The following is a 21821-nucleotide window of genomic DNA, read 5'->3' as shown; positions in this document are numbered from 1 at the left end:
CGAGGTTGGAAGGAGGCGTTAATAAGTGACGAACACGAACAATTTGCCGTTTCATCCGGTCATATCCGCATGGTTTACAGAGTCGTTCGGGGAGCCCACCGACGTACAGATGCAAGCTTGGGAGGCGATTCGTGCAGGCCGGCATACTTTAATCGCGGCTCCTACAGGCTCGGGCAAAACGTTAGCCGCGTTGCTGCCCTGTCTGGACAAGCTCGTCCAGCCACGATCCGGCCATCTTGCAACCAGCCAAGCCGGCATACGAATTCTCTATCTCACCCCTCTTAAAGCGCTCAACAACGACATTCATCACCATGCGCTTCAGTTCGTCGAACAGTTGGAAACCCGTGCCGTTGAAAATGGACTGGAATGGCCTGGCATTCGCTGCGAAGTACGGACGGGCGATACGAGTCAGAGCAAACGCGCGTCGATCCTGCGGAATCCTCCCGACTTGCTTATTACAACGCCTGAATCGTTATTTATTATGCTCACATCGGCCAAGGGGCGCGCGATTCTGGAAACCGTCGAGCAAATCATCGTAGACGAGATTCACGATTTGGCAGCGGACAAACGCGGATCGCACCTGTCGCTTACGATAGAGAGATTGACTCATCGCTGTATCCAACAACCGCAGCGTATTGGAGTTTCGGCAACTCAGAAGCCGCTTGAGAGAGTCGCGCGTTTTCTTGGGGGATGGGAACAATCGGACGAAAGCGACCAAAACTCAGAAAACCCAGTCATGCAGCCCCGTCCGGTAACCATCGTGGAAAGCGCGATGAGCAAGAGCATTCGGGTGCTCGTCACGATGCCCGATCAGAGTAAAGCGGCCGCGACGCGCGAGGCGGTCTGGCTGCCGCTGCTGGACCGGATCGTGCAAGCGATGGAAGGCTGCAGATCCGTCCTGTTATTCGTGAACAGTCGGCGTCTATGCGAAAGATTGTGTTTGCGCCTTAACGATCACGTCGGATATGAGATGGCCCGTTCTCATCACGGCAGCATTTCCCGCGAGCGCCGTCTTGAGGTGGAGCGTATGCTGAAGGAAGGGAATTTGCGCTGCATAGTCGCCACTTCCTCGCTTGAGCTCGGCATCGACGTAGGCCATATCGATCTGGTCATCCAGATCGATTCGCCGCAGGAGGCCGCCCGGGGCATTCAGCGCATAGGACGCGCCGGTCATGCCGTTGGGGAAGCGAGCAGCGGCATCTTACTAGCCCGCCAGAAAGCAACGTTGCCCGAGCTTGCCGTGCTTAGTAGGCAAATCTCGCGCCGGGAAATCGAAGAAATCCGCATTCCTCAAGGTCCAATGGACGTCTTATCCCAGCAGGTCGTCGCGATGGCGGCGATGGACGATTGGGATGTCGTCTCTTTGCATCGGTTAATCACGCGTAGCGATAGTTATCATGATTACCCGATTGATCGACTGCAGAGCATGCTTCAGGTACTAGCCGGTTTCTATCCATTCGCGAAGCCGCTACTCGAATGGAATCGCGAAACCAACCTGCTGACCAAAAGAACAAATACGATGATGGCTTCCGTAACGGGAGCGGGCACCATCCCGCAGAGCAGTGCGTATCCGGTTCATCATATGGAAAGCCGCGCGCATCTCGGTGAATTGGACGAGGAGTTCATCCAGGAGAGCCGCGTGGGCGACGTTTTCCAGCTAGGTACAAGCTCTTGGATGATCCGGGACATTCGCAACGACCGGGTATACGTGTCCGAAGCAGGCAATCGGTTTAGCGAAATTCCGTTCTGGCGCAATGAAGCAGGCAGCCGTTCTTATGAACTAGGCAGGAAGATCGGCGTGTTCCTGCGCGAAGTCGCCGAGCGATTGGATGTTGATGCTGAAGGCGATGAACCCATTTACGAGTGGCTGAAGCAAAGCTATGGAATGGATGTAATGACGTCGGAAGAACTGCTGTCACTTGTCCGTTCGCAGATTAAAGCGTGCGCTTTGCCGACGGATCGACAGATCGTCATCGAGCATTATCGCGACGTTATGAACCAAACGCATGTTATCATGCACAATCATTGCGGTCGAACGGTAAACCGGGCTTGGCTGCTAGCTATCGAAAGACAATTCGAGCAGCTTCTGCCTTATAAACTTTATGGAAACGCAAAAGACAATGGGATTGAATTCGTCCTTCCCGAATGGGACGCTTCTTGGCTCCAGGTCATTCATCAAGTGACGCCGGCTAATCTCGAACAATTGCTTACGGAGGCAATTACAGGTTCACCGCTCCTTGGCATCGCATTCCGAAGAATTGCGGAGACGTCGCTTCTGCTGTCGAGAAGCTTCACCCGCACGCCGATGTGGCAGAAACGGCTTCGCAGCGAGGAGCTTCTAAGAGGGGCGCTGCCGTATGCGGAACATTTTCCGTATTTGCGTGAAGCGATGTCCGAGTGCCTTCATGAATATTTGGGTTATGACGATCTGAAACGTCAGCTGGAGGAGCTTGTAACGGGAGAGATGACATGGGTCGTGCGCGAGACGTCTTTCCCGTCGCCGTTCGCCGCTCAGTTTCTAGCCGATTACGTGAACATGAGAATTTACGAGGGGGATGGATTGGACGAGACGATCCAGCTCCAGTTAATGAACGTAAGCAAGGAACTCGCAAGCCAATTGTTCGATTCCCAGGCACATGGACAATCGATCAGCCAGGAAGTAATCCAGGAAGAGCTCCGACGGTTAAACGAACCTGATCAAGCACCGCGTAATTCGGACGAGCTGGCCGCTTTTCTTAAAAGCCGAGGAGACTTGACCGCAAAAGAAATAACGAAACTTGCAGGGGAGTCAGCGCTTACATGGGTTCAGCTTCTTCACGAGCAGGGACGAATCAAACCTCTCGACCTAGCCGGAGACGGCGAATTTCGCTGGATACTTTCCGAAGAGAGCCAGATGTACACTGAATTTCCGGATACGGCCACATCCGTTACATTTATACTCGGAAGGTATGTCGATCATTTAATATCGTTTACGGAAGCCGATCTTTGCGATAGATACCCCGCAATGACTTTGAAGAAGGCGACGGAAGCGGTCGAACAATTAATCGACAATGGAATCGTCGAGCGGGCTCCCTATGCGGCCAATGAAGAGGAACGGTTATGGACGAGCGTCAAAGTCGCTTCCCGCATCGTTAGGTTAACGATTCGCCAAGCGCGTAACCGAGCGGAGCCTGTCGAGCCGGCAAGATGGTGCAGTCAAATCGCCTTGATGCAGCATGCGCTAGAAGGTACCGAACAGCAGGGAAGCGAAGGGCTTCTATCCGTCATAGAAAGACTGCAAGGCTTATTCCTGCCGTTGTCTCACTGGGAGACGATTATTTTTCCGTCTCGATTGACTCCGTACCGCAAGGATCATCTCGATTTGTTATGCGCTTCCGGCGAAGTACTTTGGATGGGGCGGAAAGACGAAGGAGACAAGGAAGGAAAAATCGCCTTTTTCCTGACCGGCTCCAAATCGTTGTATATGCCATTCGTCGATATCGCGATGCAGAGTCCAACCAAGCATCCTCGGCTTCTAAAGCTTCTCGAAGACGGAGGCGCAAGCTTCCTTACCCGTCTTAGCCGGGAAGAGGGCAAATCGCCTTCGGAGCTGCTGACGGATTTACTAGACCTTGTATGGGAGGGACGCGTTTCCAACGATCAATTCGCGCCGCTTCGCCTGCAGACGAACGCCAAAAATGCGAATTGGGCTAAGACGGGCTCTGGCCTTGGACGTTGGTATGCGACAAATACGTTGCAGGATAATCCCGCCGAACAGAACAAGGATGGGGCATCCCCCGACGAACAATCTCCGGTGCTGATGTGGGCCCGCCATTTACTGCAAGTGTACGGGTTAATTAACAGGGAACTGGTGGCGAGAACGGCTCCTTTCTCATGGGACGTTTTCTATCCGGTGTTAAAAAGATTGGAAGAATGGGGCGTGCTTACAAGAGGGACGTTCATCCGAGGATTGTCGACGCTTCAGTTCACGACTCATGAGCTAAGCGATGCGATGCGCCAATCGCTTCCCGATTTATCGAGTTCCTCGTCGACCCTATTGTCTTCCGCTGATCCGGCGAATCCATTCGGCTTGATGATGGATTGGCCGCAAGCTTCGCAGGGCATCTCTTTTTCGCGCAAGCCAGGGAATTTCATGCTGCTAAAGGGAGAGAGATGGTTATTCTGGATAGAAAACAACGGAAAAAGGGTGTTCTCCATGCCGGATTCCGAATCTGCTTCGTTGCCTTTAGAACGGCAAGTTATTTTTCTTCAATCCGCATTTCAGGCGATCATTCGCAGACGGAAGTTGGTTAAAATTTCGGTAGACCAATGGAACGGGTTGCCCGTCATTGAGACCGACGCGGGTAAACTGCTAATGAAGCTGGGGGCCGAGCGCGATCTCCGATCGCTCGTGTTCTGGTCGAAATAAGCATTTCTAGTGTACAATAAGATAAGAAATCATCCATTTCTAGGGAGTTGTTGAGATTGAACGAGACCGTTCTTTGGGAGGGCAAACCTTTTAATTACGGAATTCCGACTTTCACCCATTATCGGATTACGGATCGAAGGTTAATTGTCGAGAGAGGCATCTTCACCAAGAAACGCGAGGAAATTCAATTGTACCGCATCAGGGACATCTCATTAAAGCGGAACTTGATCGAGAGAATATTGAATTTCGGGGATATAACGATCCTTTCTACGGACACTAGCTCGCCTTCCTATACGTTAAGGAATATCAGGGACAGCATCAAAGTAACGGACCTCTTAGGCCAGGCTTCGGAAAATTCCCGAATCAAGAACAAGGCCCTTGAGCTTACGGAAGTTCAGGGTTAATCGAACAAAGGACGGCCGCGGGAGTGCTGCGAGCTGTCCTTTTTTTCTTACTATTTTATAAAAAATACAAGGAAAAGGAAGAATATTGTCGAATTTCTATGAATGATATTGTTATTCTATATTGGTGTATTCCATTCAATTAGCACGAGGTGTGAGATGAAGACGGTGCGCTTATTGACAATGATCCAATTTCTTGCCGTATTAATTTCACTTTTCGTAACCGATTCCGGACAAGCATATGCAGCGGATGCAGACGCGGATGACATCATCCGCAAATGGCAGGTACAGTGGATCGGTAAGGACGTACGTGCCGACGAAAGCCCTCGGACGAATACGAACGGGCATTGGGATAAGGCTAGCGTAGATCACCCGGTAACCGAAGTTCCTTCGGGGGCTCAGGGAATGTGGGTTCGATTTTCCGTTCCGTCAACAGCTGCATGGCAACAACCGGGAATGCTCGTGGAACGTTTATTTGGTCACAAGCTTTATGTTTATAAAGGAAATCAGCTCATCTATCAATCAGAACGCGATTTTGTTTTTGATTCGAATAAACTGTTAATTCCTTTAGGGAAATACACCGAAGATACGGACTTTTATATTCGAATCGTCACGCTTAGCGAACGGGCGGGCTTGATCAGCGGTATCCAAATCGGAGATTTCGAACAGCTATCCAATCGGTTTGTCCGTAAAGATTTGCCGGATATGCTGCTCGGAACATCCATCGCCTTCCTAGCTCTAATTATGCTTATTTGCTCCGGTTATTTGAACCGTAAGCAGCGCAGCATTTGGGTTTCTTTATGTTTGATTGCCCTAACGACCGGTACGCTAATCGTTGCCTATTCCCCGCTTACTTATATTTATTTCAAGGAATACGGCAACGTCATATTGCTGCTGTTCGATGTGTCTCTATTTGTTCTTTTCCCCTCGCTCAGTTATTATATCGATCAAGTATTCGAAGGGCAGTACAGCTTTTTCAGTAAATTCAGGCGTCTGCAATTGTATTATTCCGGTTTCTGTTTTGCTGTCCTCATCACCTACAAGTTTACGGGTGAGCGCTATTACGATTTATACGTGTTGTTCACGAATATGATACTGGGATTTATCATTTTGTTGCAGCTGCTGCTTATTATCTATATTTCTATTCGTAACGCGATGAAGGGAAGCAAGGTTGCCATCATTCTGTCCCTTGGAATTTCCGGGCTGGCGTTGTCCGGCGTGACCGACTTGACGATTTATTATTTGAATGCCAAGAGGTACGAGCTGTTCTTGTGGAAATTCGGCGTTATCGGCATGATTATGGCACTTGTTATTATTCTGGCGAGAAGAATTTCGGCGGATCATGCGATGCTCTTAACGTATTCGAAGGAACTTGAACTATACAACCATAAGCTGGAGCGTACAGAGAAGTTGAAGATCATCAGCGATCTTGCCGCTTCCGTAGCGCATGAAGTTCGAAATCCCCTTCAGGTTACTCGCGGGTTTCTGCAATTGCTCGCACATAAAGCGGAAGAGCAGAATAAATCCTATTTCGGGATGGCCATCAATGAATTGGATAGGGCATCAGCTATCATTACCGATTTCCTCACTTTTGCCAAACCCGAGATGGAAGAAGTTATGCTGCTGGATTTAAACGAAGAAATGAGAAAGATCGAGGCTATGATGACGCCGTTGGCTACTATGAAAGGGGGAACGCTGCAAATCTCCATTCATGAGAAGCTTCCTATACTCGGCAACGCATCGAAATTCAAGCAAGCGTTTATTAACATAATCAAGAACAGTATCGAAGCCATCGACGGTGATGGGGCTGGGTTGATAGAAATCAGTGCATACTCGGATAACAGAATGGCCGTCATTCATATTAAAGACAATGGCGAGGGAATGGAAGATGAGGAGATTTCAAAGCTAGGGGTGCCTTACTTCTCGACGAAAACGAAAGGGACCGGCCTCGGACTCATGGTGACCTTCCGAATTATCGACGTCATGCATGGGACGATTGAGTTCCACAGCGTGAAAGGAAAAGGAACCGAAGCGATAATCCGGTTCCCTCTTGTAGATTTGATTGCGTAATTACCAGACTGCATTCGGGCTTGGGGTCCCTGTACCTATGTCCTCAGGATTCGGTGGGATCGTTAAGTAATAGAGGGCAGGCGTTTCTTCTACGACTTTCAATTCGATGTCCCCAGGGAGTTCAATACCGAATGCAGCCGTGATCGCGCCCTTTGGGTCTGCGAGCAGACTTTGCTTGAAGGCTGGCTCAGCCCAAGCTTTCTTAATGATTTGAACTTTCAATGATTCCAATGACATGTGATAAATGCACTCCCTTTCAAATGTTGGGCATATTAACATTCTCATCATATCATGTCCATGCGTCAAAAGTCGTTATTTATTTGGAATATTTGACAAAAAATAAGAAAATCCTCCTAATGCTATTTGCCTAGTCGTTTCCTCGGCCAACTGCGCATCCCTGCGAATTCCTTTCGCCAAACTGTTATGGAAATCTACGAGCCTCTGTGGAACATACGGAATCTCTTCCAAACGGCTGCCGTTAGACGCAGCGATTTCCGCTAATCGATCCAGACAGCCAGATTGGTAGATCGCTTGCTTTACGGTCCGTTCGTCAAGCTGCGCTTCCGGGTCAAGGGAAAGCTGCTGCTTAACTAAGCTGAGGAACGCGTTGCTATTTTGTTCAACCAAATCATCAACCCAATCCGCCCAATCGTCTGCCAATTGCAGCGTGGCAAGTGCGAGATCAACGGCTTCTTCATGTCTTTCAATTTGATCTTGTCGGTTCGCTGAGATAAGAACGCCTACCGCACATAACTTCACGGGACTGGATTTGCGGGCAAGCAATCGCGCTGCAAATGGATTTGCCGGTGCTCTGCCTTCATGGTAAACGGCTGCCGCCCAGTCCGCGATGTATTTATCGTAATATTGCCAGATCGGAGATTCAGCTGGGTAATGACGGTAATACCTTTGATAAAATAAGTTGTGAAGAAGCTGGCCTAGGACAAGGGAGGAGCGGATATTCTCGCCGCTTGCTTCCGCGCTCTTATCGATCGCATCATCCAGAATGAAGTAGTGAAGCATCGCAAATATATTGCCAATCGCCAGGTCGTGACACAGTTCAGGGCTTACTTCGGTTTGCTCCCGTACCCAGTAAGGAAGGAGGTAGCTAATGTAATTCGTGCTTCCGCCTTCATTAAGAGGGTTAAATCGGGCAAGCATGAACAAGCCTTGTTCACTAAGCGGATAGGGGAAACGAGCGATCTCTGTCCCCGCCTCCGCAAATACGTATGCCAACTCCGTTCGAAAGTCGTCGATCCAATGCATGCCCGAGCTCCTTCTCGTCCCCATTTTTCCTAAATGTATACGTTTGGGAACGATTAATCAACGAAATCCAAAATGTTTATGAGAATATTTCTCAATATAGGTTGAATTATTCGGCTCAATGTACTATTCTAGGTTGGTGACGTTGATAATCATTATCACTAGACAAAACAATCCTTCGAGGATTGTACACAGGGAGCTGGCCATTCGTGTTTCGCAAAGTCAAACAGATACATATTTCCATCTTACTCGTTCTTATGATTTCCATTTTCCTTGCAGGATGCAATTCTAAAGCGAGCGAGAACACGCCGGAGCCTTCCACCGTTGGAAACCCGAGCACAACTGTCGGTGACATCAAAACACTGAGGTTATCATGGCCTAAGGACATCGGACCGCTCAACCCGCATGAATATACGCCAAACGAATTTTTTGCCCAGGGTATGTACTATGAACCGCTGATCGATTACGGCGAGGGAGGCAAGCTGGTGCCAAAGCTGGCTGAGTCTTGGGATATTTCGGAAGATGGCAAACAATATACTTTCCATTTGCGCCAGAACGTGAAGTTCTCCGACGGATCGGACTTCGATTCAAGTGTCGTGCAGAAGAACTTCGACACGATTCTAGCGAATCGCGATATGCACAGTTGGCTCGGTTTGATCAGCCAAATCGAGAAAACGGAAGCCGTCGATGCGCATACGTTCAAGATTACGCTGAAAAACCGTTATTACCCGGCGCTTCAAGAGTTCGCCGTCGTGCGCCCGCTTCGTTTTCTTGGGGCGGCAGGGTTCCCGGATGACGGAAATACGGCCAAAGGAATCAAGAGCCCGATTACGACAGGGCCATGGGTTCTTTCGGAGTACAAGAAAGACGATATCGCCGTGTTTACCCGTAACGATAACTACTGGGGAACAAAGCCCAAAATCAATACGATCATCATCAAAGTCATACCGGACGGAGAAGCGAGAGTGCTTGCCTTAGAGAAAGGGGATATCGACCTCATCTGGGGAGAAGGCGTCATTAGCCTCGATTCATTCGTAAGCTTAAGGGATTCGGGCAAATTCGAGACTTCCATTTCCGATCCCGTTGCAAGCCGCGCATTAATCGTTAACACAGCAAAAGGACCTTTCGCCGATCTGAATGTTCGACTCGCCTTGCAGCATGCGGTGAACAAGCAAGCGCTAGTCCAAGGTGTAACCAATAACGTGGAGAAAGCTGCCGATACGATCATCTCCAGTAATTTTCCTTACGCGAATGTCGGTCTGAAGCCTTATGATTATAATCTGGAGACAGCCAAGTCCTTGTTGGATCAAGCGGGATGGAAGCTTCCTGACGGTAAAACGATACGCGAGAAAGACGGCAAGCCGCTTGAAATCGAACTCGTGTACATGGGACCCGATCAGATCGAGAAACCGATGGCGGCTGCGATCCAGTCCGACCTCAAACAAATCGGCGTTTCTTTGAAAACGACCGGGGTGGAGAGGGAGCTGCGCAACAAACGGATGGAAACCGCCGATTTCGACCTCTTGTTCTGGGGAACGTACGGTGCGCCTTACGATCCGCATTCTTTCGTATCGACCAACTATGAGCCGGGCTACGGTATTTTCGAATCGCAGCAGGGATTGTCGATGAAAGACGAGCTCCATCAGCAGATGAAAGACGTACTTCTCACGGTTAACGAAGAAGAGCGTCAGAAGCTGTATACGTCGATCTTCACGACTTTACATGAGCAGGCGGTATATCTGCCGATCTCGTATTTGACCAACATCGCGGTATATCCGAGCTATGTTAAAGACTTTAAGTTCCCGGCCCACCGCGATGAAACGCCGTTCGATTCGATCGACTTTCAAAAATAACAAAGGTGTTTTTTCAATGAATCTGTTCTTCTATGTAATTAAGAGGCTTGCGATGATGGTCCCCGTAATTGTGGGGGCCTCATTCGTTTGTTTTTTGCTTTTAAGGCTTTCGCCGGTTGACCCCGCTAGAGCTTATTTATCCGTCTCCAATATCGTGCCGACGGAGGAGACGATCGCCGCGGTTCGTGCGCAGTTGGGACTCGACCGATCCTTCTGGTCGCAATACGGCCATTGGTTATGGCAACTGTGTCAGCTAGACTTCGGAACCTCCTTCTTCAGCAAATTACCGGTAGCCCGCGAACTTGCGGCAAGGCTTCCGATTACCGCGACGTTGGCCTTGTCCAGCCTAGCCATCGCCTTTATTGTCAGCATTCCGCTTGGCATCGCTTCAGCGTTGCGCAGAAACCGGTTGATCGATCACATGTCCCGCTTGCTGGCGTTTCTGGGGGCGTCGATACCTCAGTTCTGGCTTGCTTACTTGTTTCTATACTTCCTGTCGGTGAAGCTGGATTGGTTTCCGCTGCAAGGCGCGGATACTTGGCTGCATTATGTGCTTCCTTCCTGTACATTAGCGTTTGCCCTCATCGCTACATACTCCCGGCTGCTTAGAGCGGGACTCATTGAAGGTCTGCAGGAACCGTTCGTGTTATACGCCAGAGCGAGAGGTCTTGGGACTTTCGCCGTAGTGGGCAGACATGTGCTCCGGCATGCGATTCGCCCGGTCATTACGGCCGCGGGGATGAATTTGGGGAAGCTGTTTGCCGGGGCGGTCATCGTGGAGCAAATCTTCTCGATGCCGGGCATGGGCGGGTTTTTCCTGGAATCCGTCTATCATCGGGACTACCCGGTCATCCAGAGCTACGTGCTGATTATGGCGATTGCTTTCGTCATCGGAAATTTGGCTGCGGACGTCGTCCAAGCTTATTTGGATCCGCGTTTGACGCAGACGGCAAGGAAGGGGGAATAGCGCTTGGAAGGCTTACGGCGTTTAGGGTGGGGAATTCGTCGTCATCGGCTCATTTCCCTGTGCATCGTGTTATTGTCTATGATCGTATTATCCGGCCTATTCGCTCCCCAGCTTGCGCCGAATGATCCGAATTTCGTTGATTTAATACACAAACTGGAAGGACCGTCGACGCAGTTTCCGCTAGGCACCGACCAATTAGGACGATGCTTGTTCTCCCGATTGTTATATGGAACGCGAATATCGTTAAGCTTGGCATTGCTCATCGTAACCTCGTGCTTGGCAGTTGGGCTTGTTATCGGTTCTGCGGCGGGATATATCGGAGGGAAGATCGATAGCTTGATTATGAGAATATGCGATGCGATTCTAGCGATTCCTTCTCTCATTCTAGCTATTAGTTTGATTGCCGTATGGGGTGCGGGATGGAAGCAGATGGCGATAGCCCTTATCATCGTTCAGTCCGTTTACTACGCTCGCTTCATCCGCGGTATGGTAAGAAACATCAAGCAGCAAAATTACGTCACCGCGGCCCGAATAGCCGGTACTTCGCCTTTGCGCATGATGACGCGCCATATTATTCCGAATTTGCTTCCTCCGTTGTTCATCGTCGTGACGCTGGAGATCGGTTGGGTGATCATGGACATATCGGCCTTGTCCTTCATCGGGCTTGGCGTGCAATCCCCGACCCCCGAATGGGGAGCGATGATCAATGACGGCAAATCGCTGCTGCGAAGCCATCCTAGGCTCATGATCGTACCGGGCCTGATGATTTTCTGCATGGTTGCTTTGCTTAATTTATTGGGCGAGTTCCTCGGGGAGAGAAAAGGATTCACGAAATCGATTCGGAAAATGGCGAAGGAAGCTAGGGGAAGTTAGGTGGTTCATTATGAACGATAGCATAGTGCTAGACGTCAACGAATTGCACGTTAATATTCATGCGGACAGGGAACAGGTGCAAGCCGTACGCAATGTATCGTTTCGCATACAGTCGGGCAAAGTGCTCGGCATCGTCGGTGAGAGCGGTTGCGGCAAATCGATGACCTGTTTAGCCATCCTGGGGCTGCTGCATCCATCGGCCCGGATAACGAAAGGCAGCATTAGCTTGAAAGGGCAGCCTCTATCGAAGCTGTCGCAGCGCCAGCTCACTCGAATACGAGGTCGGGAGATCGCGTTGATCTTGCAAAATCCGATGACCGCCTTTAATCCGGTGCTTACGATCGGCAAACAATTCACGGAAACTTTGCGGGCGCACCAATCTATATCTCGCCAACAAGCGAATCAACGAGCGATCGAATGCCTGAAGCAAATGGCGTTGCACGATCCGGAGAAGGTGCTCGGACAATATCCGTTCGAGCTCAGCGGCGGCATGCTTCAACGCGTCATGATCGCTCTGTCGCTCGCGATGAATCCGTCCCTCTTAATCGCCGACGAGCCGACAACCGCACTCGATCCCGGGAACAAGAGCAATGTGATCGAGGCGTTAAGAACAGTCAAAAGGGAAGGGAAAACAGCTATCCTGCTTGTCTCCCACGATCTTGATGTTATCGGAGAACTCGCCGATGACGTGGCGGTTATGAAGGACGGGCAGATCGTAGAGATCGCGCCTGCCGAGCAATTGTTCTCCATGCCGAAGCACGAATATACGAAGCTGCTGCTAGACGCCAGACTTGTGGCTAATAGCAGCAAGGAATAGGAGTAGAATAACTTTGTTGAATGCTTCCTTCAAAGAAAACCCTTTCTCGAACAAAGCGATATGGCTGTATGCGGTTGCCCTTGTCTTCTACGGCACTAACCATATGCTTATCATCGCGCTGCCCTTTTTCTCTCAGGAGTTAGGGGCGGAGCGTTCGGAAATCGGGATCATCATGGGATCCTATATGTTCGTATCCATGTTCCTTCGACCGGTTGCCGGCTCGGTCGTCGATCGCTTCGGACCAAGAAACATCTTCATGATCGCGCTTGTCTTGAATGCGGTTGTCCTGGCTTCTTATACCCTCGAGAATCTATGGGCGTTCGCGGCGATGAGAGCGCTGCAAGGCGCCATTATGGCGTTCTTCTCGATGACCGTGCACCTGCTGATCATGGATCTATTAACCGACAAGGCAAGAGGGCAGGGGCTATCCTTGTTGTCCCTTGCCTCGATGCTCCCGTATACATTCGTGCCTGCGCTTGTTCTAACTATGAAAGATCAAGTATCTATGACCCAAATGCTGCTGATGTTCGCGGTATTCGGTTTATGCAATATTCTGTTCGGGAGCCGGCTGTACCAGAAAATAAAAAACCAATCGCCTGCAAAGCAACAATCGAATGAGGCCTCCTCGCAAAACGGCATTAAGAAGAGGTCCCTTCAAGCGATATTCATTCCATCTATCATCATGCTGCTGGCTTCGATTGTGTTTAGCGTTGCGCCTACGTTTTTGCCGCTGTACTTGGATAGCCAAGGAATGCACTCGGCACCGCTCTATTTTCTGACCGAAACCGCCGTGCTGATCTTCATCCGGTTTTTCGGGCGCAAACATATTCCTTCGTCGGGGACTTTCCCGAAATGGCTGCTCGTAATTCTGATCGCTTGCTTCGCGTTATCGCCTTTGCTGCTAACCTTATCGCTTTCCACGCCCGTATTGCTAACATCCGCGGTGTTTAACGGACTGGCGCTTTCCTTGTTGTATCCAACACTTATGACGTATGTTTCTTTTGTCGTACCCGAGAGCGTGAGAGGGTATTCTATCGGTTGGTTCATCGCTGCGGCGGATCTTGGCACCTCGTCGGGAGCGTTCATCATGGGCTGGGTTGCGGATCGATTTTCTTATCCGGCCATGTTAGGAACCGCGGCGGCTATCGGCGGGGCGACATGGTTGCTAACTCTCCTTTATCGCGGACGAAAGACGGTGGCGTCATGAGTTTGTTGATCGTGGACCATGTCACGAAAACTTATACGTCCTCTCATTGGTTTCGCGCGAAAAGAAAAGAGGAGGAAGCGGCGTTATCCGGGGTTTCTTTCGTCGTGGAACCGGGAATGTGCATGGGCATCCTCGGCGAGAGCGGGGCAGGGAAAAGTACTTTGGGCCGAATCGTGCTCGGATTATTGCCTCCCGACAGCGGAAGAATAAGCTTTAACGGAGTCGATCTGTATCGCGCGACCCGACGGGAGAGAAAGCGGCTGCGACGCGATTTGCAGGTTGTTTTTCAAGATAGTTATTCTGCGGTTAATCCGCGTATGTCGGTGCTGCAGATTATCGGGGAGCCTCTTCGCAACTTCGAACGCTTGTCTGCGCAAGAAGAAAGACGAGTCGTTGCCGGATTGCTTGAAACCGTTGGACTCGTAACCGATGATATGCACAAACATCCGCAACAGATGTCCGGAGGACAGCTTCAACGCGTCAACATCGCCAGGGCAATCGCATTGAAGCCGAAATTAATCGTTCTAGACGAGCCGGTCAGCAGCCTGGATATGATCGTGCAGAAGCAAATCCTCTATCATCTGAAGGAGCTTAAGGAAAAGTACGGTCTTTCTTATCTTTTTATATCTCATGACCTCTTGGCAGTTAACGTGCTTTCCGATCGGGTTGCCATCATGGACAAGGGGAAATTGGAGCTTATGCTAAAGGAATCTTAATGGACTTCTTATAGAGAGGATAAAGCCACTTGACGCCGTTCGGGGTTAAAGTGTCCGCAAGCAGGTGGGAAGCATAACCGGCGACCGATACGATCGTAATTCCGTCGATTCCAAGTTGTTTCTCCAGTCCCATGCCGATTGCTCCCCACAAGAAGAGAGCCCATACGGTATGCGTCATCCCGCGATGATCCAACCAAGGAACCCAAACGACGAACAATCCGAATCCCATAAGCCAATTTTGCTTCGAGGTCCAACCGCTATAGAGCAGGACGCAACCGATCAGGCTTACGAGGACGTTGCGAATGGTGCCTTCTTTAGTAACGAACCCAAGCAAGGAAAGCGCAACGGCGATTGCCGTGATAACGGGGTAGAGCTTCTCCTGAGCAAAATACATATAAGCAACGAATGCAATGGTCAGAAGACCTGTCCATATCGCAAGCTCTCGCAGCCAATGGGACAACTTGCTCAATTTACCGCTTAGCAGGTTCTGACCGTCCAAGTCGGCGCTTAATGCGGAAACCCCTGCGACAGATACATACATAAGTGCATTCTCCCATTGAAAGGGGTAATACAAGCAAGCAGCCGCTCCAATGACGCCGCCGATAGCAAGATGAGTTGATCCTTTCATAATTCCCTCCGCTGACTGTGTAGTTGAATAGGCAAACATATGTTTGCTTGGCTATTATACAGGGATCGGTTGACGCAAACATCCTACCAGAAGCCTAAAAAATAAAGCCATCGGAACGATATTAACTCATTCGTTCCGATGGCTTATTTTTAAGGCTTCTTCTGTATCAGGATCGTTAGGCTGACCAAGGTAACGAAAATCGTTGCACCCATGTCGGACAGAATGGCGACCCATAAAGTTAACCATCCGGGAATTGTGAGAAGAAGGGCGAGCAGCTTCAGCCCCATTGCAACTCCGATGTTAAACCGGATGATACGATTTACTTGCCGCGCGACCTTAACGGCAGAAGGCAGCTTGCCTAAATGGTCCTGCATGAGCACGATGTCCGCGGTTTCTATGGCGCTGTCCGTTCCTTTGCCCATCGCGATCCCAAGCTGCGCGGAGGCGAGCGCGGGAGCGTCGTTGATTCCGTCGCCGATCATGCCTACGACGCCTTGCTTGGCCAGCTCTTTGATTTTGGCGACCTTGTCTTCCGGCAGCAAACCGCCGTAATAATCGCTAACGCCGACTGCCTTGGCGACCTTCTCGGCCGTAAGCCGATGATCACCGGTCAGCATAACGGTGTGACGGATCCCGGTACGATGAAGCTCGGCGATAACCGCTTTGCTCTCTGCGCGGATTTCATCCGTTATGCCGAACATTCCGAGCACTTCTTTCTCATCCGCAACAAGCACGAGAGTAAGTCCGGCATCTTTTAGTTCATTAATGGCGGAGAGGACGGGGTCGGAGAGGGTAAGATGGGACATGCTTTGCTCATTGCCTACCCAATATTTAATACCTTCGACCGTGGCAACAATTCCTCGTCCAGATATAGCTTTAACGTCATCCGCATCTTTGATAGAAGCCCCAATTCGCGAAATTTCTTTCATGATGGCTTTAGCTAGCGGGTGCGTAGATGATTTCTCGATAGCGCCGGCAACGGCATACAATCGTTGCTCGTCATAGACGATCGTTTGCTCCACATGAGGCTCGCCCTTAGTTAGCGTACCGGTTTTATCAAAGGCGAGAGTGTCGATCTTGCCAAGCAGCTCTAAGTAAGCTCCGCCTTTGATCAGAATGCCGTTTCGAGCGCTCCTTGTAATTCCAGCCACGATTGCGATAGGCGAGGAGAGAATCAATGCGCATGGGCAACCGACGATAAGTACGGCAAGACCTTGATACAACCATTCATTCCAACTTCCTTGCAATAACAGTGGAGGAATTAAAATGACAAGCCCCGCAACAGCCATAATGAACGGCGTATAATACTTAGCGAATTTGTTAATGAAAAGCTCGGTTGGCGTCTTCGTCGCTTGAGCTTCTTGGACCAAATGCAGAATTTTGGCCAAAGACGAATTCTTGTAAGCTTTGTCGATTCGGATATGCAGCAAGCCGTCGTTATTGAGGCTTCCGCCTAACACGGATTCCCCTTCTTTTTTCTCGACAGGAAGCGATTCACCGGTTATGGCTGCTTCGTTAACCGAGCTTCTGCCGGATACGACTATGCCGTCGGAAGGGATCTGCTCCCCTGGTTTGACGATTACCCTATCTCCGATTTGCAAGCTTGCGATCGGAACGACGATTTCTTGGCCAATATCGTCCACTTTGGTCGCTTCTTTCGGCGCGATCTTCAAGAGCGTCTCCATTGAACGCTTTGCTTTCTCCATTCCAAGACCTTCAAGCAGCTCGTTCAAACCGAACAGGATAGCTACTAAAGTCGCTTCTTTCCATTCCCCGATCGATATCGCGCCGACTAGCGCAATCGTCATTAAGGTGTCGATGTTGAATTTAAGCTTGAATAAATTTCGGATGCCTCGAAGGAAAGTGGAGTAACCGCTTAATGCCGTTGCCATAAGGTAAAGGATAATTACAATTGAATCAGCTATCCGGCCATCCATAATCATCGCCGTTCCATAGATCAAAGCGGAAACGACGAGAATGCCGATCATCTTCTTGTTTCCTTGTTCATGGGAATGACCTTCATGTTCATGTCCGTTAGAGTGATGCGTGCTGTTATCGTGACAGCAGTGATCTTGATCCTTGTGATTATGGTTTTGTTTAGATTCATGGCTGATATTTTCCATATGCTCGCTCCTAATAAACAAATGAATACTTGCTCATATATTATTCCGTTGCAAGATTATTGTCAATAACATATGAACAATCATTCATATATTATTTTTGTGAATTTGCGGGTTTAGCTTAACCATTTTCGAAGGGACTTCACCTTTGTTATAATGACAGGTATCGATAGGTCAAGTTGAAAGGTGATGGCGGATGGAAGAGCAAGCTGTGGAAATATGCGACGACTTATGCGTGGGGTCCGATGTCAACCTATCCATGGTCAAACAAAAAATGGTGGACGAGTCGTCCGCTGCGGATTTAGCCGAGCTGTTCAAGGCCTTAAGCGATCCGACAAGGGTTAAACTCATTAGCGCGATGCTGCAGCAGGAATTATGCGTCCATGATCTGTCCGTATTGCTTGGCATGGGGCAATCGGCCATATCCCATCAGCTCAGATACTTGCGCAACATGCGAATCGTCAAACGCCGCAAATCAGGCAAAACCGTATTTTACTCGTTGGATGATTCCCACATTGAAGAAATATTTTTGCTCACATTGCAGCATCTTAAACACGCCTGAAACGGTATTAAACGAACAAGAGCCCGCTCAGTCGCGGGTTTTATTATGCATCATTTAATCCTTTCTCGCTTTGTATTTACCGGTATTGACTAGATTGATCTTAACATCGACCCGTCTGAGACTTTCCCTTATTAAAGTAAAAGATTGGGAACGATGCATCTTATGCCAAATCTTAGGATGATCGCGATACAGTATTTCATCTAATTTGAGTACATCCACTTTCTTCTCAAGTCCTTTAACGTAGCTGCTCACGATCTGATCCCTGACGACTTTCTCAGCCTTCTCCTCGAGCGATTTTATGGGAATATCTTTTAACAACTCATCTAAGTTAGCGCTGATCTTCAAATGGACATCATATCGAACTTCCCCGTTTCGTACGTCCAATTTTACTTTATAATGCGGTTTAATCAGAACCAAAGAGGCTTGCGGAGTCCCATCCGCGGGGACATTGATTAGGGAGCGCTTTAATTCCGGTTGTGTCCATCTAGCACCCGCGAGGTCTTCTTCCGATAGCCATGCGGTCATTTTTGTTTCCGTGAAAAAATAAGCCCCGTTTATTTGGAGCATCGGCTTGTTTTTGATGTCTTCCTTCCAAACCGTCTTATTAATGGACAGAGAAGGAAGCATGGCAGGTTCCCCAGGCTCGTTCAATTTCGCGGCAAGCAGGTTGCCGTTAATCGGAAGGATAGAGGAGCGCTGTAAGTAAATCTGTTCGGGAGTGAACATGATCGTATCCAGCGGAGATAAGTTAAAGATCGATTTCTGCGTAAAAATATCGGACAGGTTTTCTCTCGTCCCGTAGATCAGAACATTGTAGCGGATTTCCCGGTACCGATTTAATGCGTCAAAGGCTTCATCGACTCCTCTTTTAAGTATATTTTCCGTGCAAACGATCGCTTTAACGTGGCCCCAGAAGAGGCGCATTTGCGAAGTGGAGTAGATGGAAGTAATCGATTGACTGATCGTCTTTCCTTCCCCTTTGCCAATCCATATCGGGATAATCTTGCCGATTTCCATATTCTCCGTCTTGCCCACGTTCGCAAAATTAAGAATCTGAACGTAAGTGATATATTGTCCATTGACGTAATCCAGTCCGATCGCAGTCACGTATGCCAAATTCTGAATATCCTTGGCGTTCCAGCAGCCGGACAGGGCGAAGCTCGCGAATAAGCCAACGACGATAAGCTTTAGCTTCCTCATTCCGCGTTTTCCCCTTGATGGTCGGGATCGGTAGGCTTGAGGATTTCCGGTTTATTTCTCATTTTGCTCCAAGGCAGCCTTAAGTAAGATTTGGCTATGTCCTTAAGATGAAGCGGGGATAAGGGAGCCAGATACGGAACTCCGAACGATTGAAGCCTGGACAGGTAAGCCAAGAACAGGATTAACCCTATAATGACGCCAAACATTCCAATGAAGCAGGCAGCGAGAAAGATTCCGAGACGTATAACGCTTAGGACGGTGCTGAGTGATTGATTCACTAATGTGACTGACGTTACGGCAGTAATTGCGCCTACGACTACTACGGAAGGAGACACCAGTCCCGCCCGTATCGAAGCGTCTCCGATAATCAGTCCTCCGACGACGGTTAAGGTTTGACCTATGGAGCTGGGGAGGCGAACTCCGGCTTCTCGGAAAATTTCGAGCAACATTAACAGGATGAACATTTCCATCTGCGCGGAAAGAGGAAGGCCGAGGCGCGCGCCTGCTATTGTGGCCATCATTCGGAATGGGATCTGGTCCTGGTGGAACGCTGTAAGAGAAACCCAGAAACCGGGCAACGTAATGGAGAGAAACAAGCTTACGTTACGAATGATGCGCGCGAAGGAAATATAGAGGTAATTAAAGTGGATATCCTCGGGCGATTTCATTAGCAAAGATAACGTTGCCGGCCCGACGAGCACCATCGGTATTCCATCCATGATAAGGACGAATCTTCCGGCTAATAAGCTGGACACCACGTAGTCCGGCCTTCCGGTTACGGCAAACAAGGGAAGAATCGGATATTTGGAGTCAGCGAGCATTTCTTCAAGCTGGTTGATGCTATAGATGCCATCGACATCGATATGGTTTAACCGGGTTTGAACCTCTTTGAGAATTGTCGGCGATAGGATGTCCTGAACGTACAGCAATCCGATTCTCGTTTTTGTCCTCGTTCCTAGCGTGAACGTCTCGTAGCATAAGCTTGAGCTGCGAATCCGTTTGCGAATTAAGGCCACATTCGTAACGATGTCCTCGGTGAAACCGTCTCTTGGACCTTTAATGGAGATTTCCGTACTGGAATCTTGCGGAGTCCGTTGCGGCCGGTTGCATATATTCATCTTGAATAAGCGTCCTGTTTCGGTAAACAGAAGCATGAGATCTCCTTGAAACACATATTCCGCAATCTTTTCGGCAGAGTCTGTGTTAGCAATCGGTATCAAAGGCAACGTTCCGGATAGAATTCCCGATTGCCACTCGATGGATCCTTTGCTCCTGTAAAGCTCGCTGAGCTCGGGGAGTACGACTTTGCCGATCTGGGATGTGTCGCATAAGCCTTCGCCATACATCAGAATAACTTCGGAAGTACGATGTTCATCGAATCGGCAAGACTGAATTTGCACGTCAGCGGAGTTGGGGAATAAGCTGCGTAATTTGGACTCGTTCCAACTCCCTTCGTTGGAGTGTTCGCGCTTTGTCATGTAATACTCTTCCCCCCTTTGGACGGCTTGGCAAACAAAGATATGAACACCCACGCGACCGACACAGCAAAGGCTACGGCAAGAGAAACCGGGAAATACAAACGATACATCCATGAATAGAAGGAGTACTCGTTAATGGGCAGCATAGACAACAGAATATAGCTAACCGTAATCATCATAATAAATCGGTTTCTTAAGCGCGTTTCGCTTAAGGGTAATAATTCAATTAACAGAAATATGGACAAGCTTATTCGAATACTCGCGCCTGCCAGCCATTGATAGACGGAAAAAAAGTCGAGGTGCTCGACGTAAGAACCTAATTTGACCAAACGCCATTGCTCGTAAGGGGACACCATCTGTTTGGCCGCTTCATAGGGGCCGAATTCCGTAATGGCCCCAATAAGCGGCCCTAACATGATGTAAATCGAAATCAAACCATAGATGATCAATGGCCAGGCGCGAATCTTCGATTGCAGCCGGTGCTGCATCGCGATCAGTACGATAAGTTCCACGAAACCTCCGCCTGCATAGATCATCCCGGTAAAGACGGGATTCCATCCATACTCGATAAAGGGCTTAAGCAGGTGAAGGTTTTTCTCGGAATAATTCGATACGCTTGCAAATATGCCAAGAAGCATTACGATGGGAAGCAATATTCCCGACGTGATTGCGATCGCACGAATGCCCCAGCTTGCGCATAGCGCGCATAGGATTGATAGCGTTATGACCAGAACCAGCTTGGGTGTCGCGGGCAAATAGTTCGAGATCGTCCAAGTCGCGGTATGAACGATGGTCATTCCGCCGATGAGATAAAGCTGAACGCATAGGGGAATGGTGAGAAGCCACGAGATTGCGGGATGGGTATGCTCCGCGAGCCAAGGCTGTAATTTCTGTTGCTGCGATTTTTTCATGAAAACAAACAGGAGGAGGCACCAGGGTATGAAAATAATGCCAGCGCCTATTACGGATATCCACGCATCTCTCCCGGACGCGTCGAGAAGCATCGGATTGACAATGACATGGTTAGTTAAGCCGTTCATCAATAAGAGAATCATACAGGCTTGCAAGACGCTGATTTTACCGCTCGATTCCGTCAATTCATGACCACCTGTGCAGTTGGTAAAGTTTGTAACGACAATAAGATGCGCATATTTTTCATTTTTATGTATTCCTTGGAAGCAGGTAAGGTTAGCTTTCGCCAATCTATCGAAAAACAGTATAATTAAAAAAGAGCGATTTCTTGACGATTCGCGTGGAAATC

17 protein-coding genes are annotated in these 21821 nt (G+C 49.2%); 10 read left to right on the top strand and 7 right to left on the bottom strand.

The genetic code is table 11. From position 1 onward, the window contains the following. Nucleotides 1-25: 25 nt before the first annotated feature. From K7P76_RS03810 to K7P76_RS03800, 3 genes are all read left to right on the top strand, one after another. Nucleotides 26-4408: a DEAD/DEAH box helicase gene (locus K7P76_RS03810; protein WP_232183473.1), complete on the top strand. Its 4383-nt coding sequence runs from the start codon at nucleotides 26-28 to the stop codon at nucleotides 4406-4408. 56 nt (nucleotides 4409-4464) lie between these two features. Then, nucleotides 4465-4812, top strand: coding sequence for a PH domain-containing protein (locus K7P76_RS03805; RefSeq protein ID WP_232183472.1), 348 nt, complete (start codon nucleotides 4465-4467; stop codon nucleotides 4810-4812). Between the two features lie 156 nt (nucleotides 4813-4968). Next, nucleotides 4969-6879: an ATP-binding protein gene (locus tag K7P76_RS03800; protein ID WP_232183471.1), complete on the top strand. Its 1911-nt coding sequence runs from the start codon at nucleotides 4969-4971 to the stop codon at nucleotides 6877-6879. Here the strand turns inward: K7P76_RS03800 and K7P76_RS03795 are convergent, their stop codons facing one another. Further along, nucleotides 6880-7116: an NHLP leader peptide family RiPP precursor gene (locus K7P76_RS03795; protein ID WP_232183470.1), complete on the bottom strand. Its 237-nt coding sequence runs from the start codon at nucleotides 7114-7116 to the stop codon at nucleotides 6880-6882. A 75-nt stretch (nucleotides 7117-7191) separates the two neighbouring features. Next, nucleotides 7192-8142 carry a hypothetical protein gene (locus tag K7P76_RS03790; RefSeq protein ID WP_232183469.1) on the bottom strand — a complete coding sequence of 317 codons (951 nt, stop codon included), beginning with the start codon at nucleotides 8140-8142 and terminating at the stop codon, nucleotides 7192-7194. Between the two features lie 254 nt (nucleotides 8143-8396). On the opposite strand from K7P76_RS03790, the gene nikA reads away from it, so the two are divergent. The 6 genes from nikA to K7P76_RS03760 are packed head-to-tail and all read left to right on the top strand — an operon-like array spanning nucleotide 8397 to nucleotide 14572. Next, complete coding sequence (gene nikA / locus K7P76_RS03785; RefSeq protein ID WP_232184447.1) at nucleotides 8397-9992, top strand: nickel ABC transporter substrate-binding protein; 1596 nt, start codon at nucleotides 8397-8399, stop codon at nucleotides 9990-9992. Next, nucleotides 9955-10959, top strand: coding sequence for a nickel ABC transporter permease (gene nikB, locus K7P76_RS03780; protein ID WP_309244725.1), 1005 nt, complete (start codon nucleotides 9955-9957; stop codon nucleotides 10957-10959). The genes nikA and nikB overlap by 38 nt, the downstream gene beginning before the upstream one ends. 3 nt (nucleotides 10960-10962) lie before the next feature. Beyond that, a complete protein-coding gene (locus K7P76_RS03775; protein ID WP_232183468.1) occupies nucleotides 10963-11832 on the top strand; it encodes an ABC transporter permease in 870 nt (289 codons plus the stop codon). Between the two features lie 10 nt (nucleotides 11833-11842). After that, complete coding sequence (locus K7P76_RS03770) at nucleotides 11843-12649, top strand: ABC transporter ATP-binding protein (RefSeq protein WP_232183467.1); 807 nt, start codon at nucleotides 11843-11845, stop codon at nucleotides 12647-12649. 13 nt (nucleotides 12650-12662) lie between these two features. Next, nucleotides 12663-13856, top strand: a complete 1194-nt coding sequence (gene cntE, locus K7P76_RS03765; RefSeq protein ID WP_232183466.1) for a staphylopine family metallophore export MFS transporter CntE — start codon at nucleotides 12663-12665, stop codon at nucleotides 13854-13856. After that, nucleotides 13853-14572 (top strand): ABC transporter ATP-binding protein, encoded by a 720-nt coding sequence (locus K7P76_RS03760; protein WP_232183465.1) that lies wholly within the window; start codon nucleotides 13853-13855, stop codon nucleotides 14570-14572. The genes cntE and K7P76_RS03760 overlap by 4 nt, the downstream gene beginning before the upstream one ends. Here the strand turns inward: K7P76_RS03760 and K7P76_RS03755 are convergent. Both K7P76_RS03755 and K7P76_RS03750 read right to left on the bottom strand, forming a co-directional pair. Then, a complete protein-coding gene (locus K7P76_RS03755) occupies nucleotides 14553-15200 on the bottom strand; it encodes a metal-dependent hydrolase (protein WP_232183464.1) in 648 nt (215 codons plus the stop codon). The two genes, K7P76_RS03760 and K7P76_RS03755, sit on opposite strands and share 20 nt — an antisense overlap. 149 nt (nucleotides 15201-15349) lie before the next feature. Then, the gene (locus K7P76_RS03750; RefSeq protein WP_232183463.1) at nucleotides 15350-17323 is read right to left on the bottom strand and encodes a heavy metal translocating P-type ATPase; all 1974 of its coding nucleotides are present in this window, start codon (nucleotides 17321-17323) and stop codon (nucleotides 15350-15352) included. A gap of 193 nt (nucleotides 17324-17516) precedes the next feature. On the opposite strand from K7P76_RS03750, the gene K7P76_RS03745 reads away from it, so the two are divergent. Then, nucleotides 17517-17882: an ArsR/SmtB family transcription factor gene (locus K7P76_RS03745; protein WP_232183462.1), complete on the top strand. Its 366-nt coding sequence runs from the start codon at nucleotides 17517-17519 to the stop codon at nucleotides 17880-17882. 54 nt (nucleotides 17883-17936) lie between these two features. Here K7P76_RS03745 and K7P76_RS03740 read toward each other — a convergent pair whose 3' ends face one another. Genes K7P76_RS03740 through K7P76_RS03730 form a run of 3 tightly spaced genes read right to left on the bottom strand, consistent with a single transcriptional unit; the run spans nucleotide 17937 to nucleotide 21657 of the window. Continuing rightward, nucleotides 17937-19082, bottom strand: coding sequence for a Ger(x)C family spore germination protein (locus K7P76_RS03740; RefSeq protein ID WP_232183461.1), 1146 nt, complete (start codon nucleotides 19080-19082; stop codon nucleotides 17937-17939). Then, complete coding sequence (locus tag K7P76_RS03735; protein ID WP_232183460.1) at nucleotides 19079-20560, bottom strand: spore germination protein; 1482 nt, start codon at nucleotides 20558-20560, stop codon at nucleotides 19079-19081. The genes K7P76_RS03740 and K7P76_RS03735 overlap by 4 nt, the downstream gene beginning before the upstream one ends. Beyond that, on the bottom strand, nucleotides 20557-21657 hold the full coding sequence (locus tag K7P76_RS03730) for an endospore germination permease (protein ID WP_232183459.1): 1101 nt from the start codon (nucleotides 21655-21657) through the stop codon (nucleotides 20557-20559). The genes K7P76_RS03735 and K7P76_RS03730 overlap by 4 nt, the downstream gene beginning before the upstream one ends. Nucleotides 21658-21821: the final 164 nt, after the last annotated feature.

Origin of the sequence: Cohnella silvisoli (assembly GCF_021190915.1) — a bacterium.
GTDB lineage: Bacteria > Bacillota > Bacilli > Paenibacillales > Paenibacillaceae > Cohnella > Cohnella silvisoli.
Note: the sequence above shows the minus strand (reverse complement) of the source record. Positions and strands in the feature narration are given on the sequence as shown.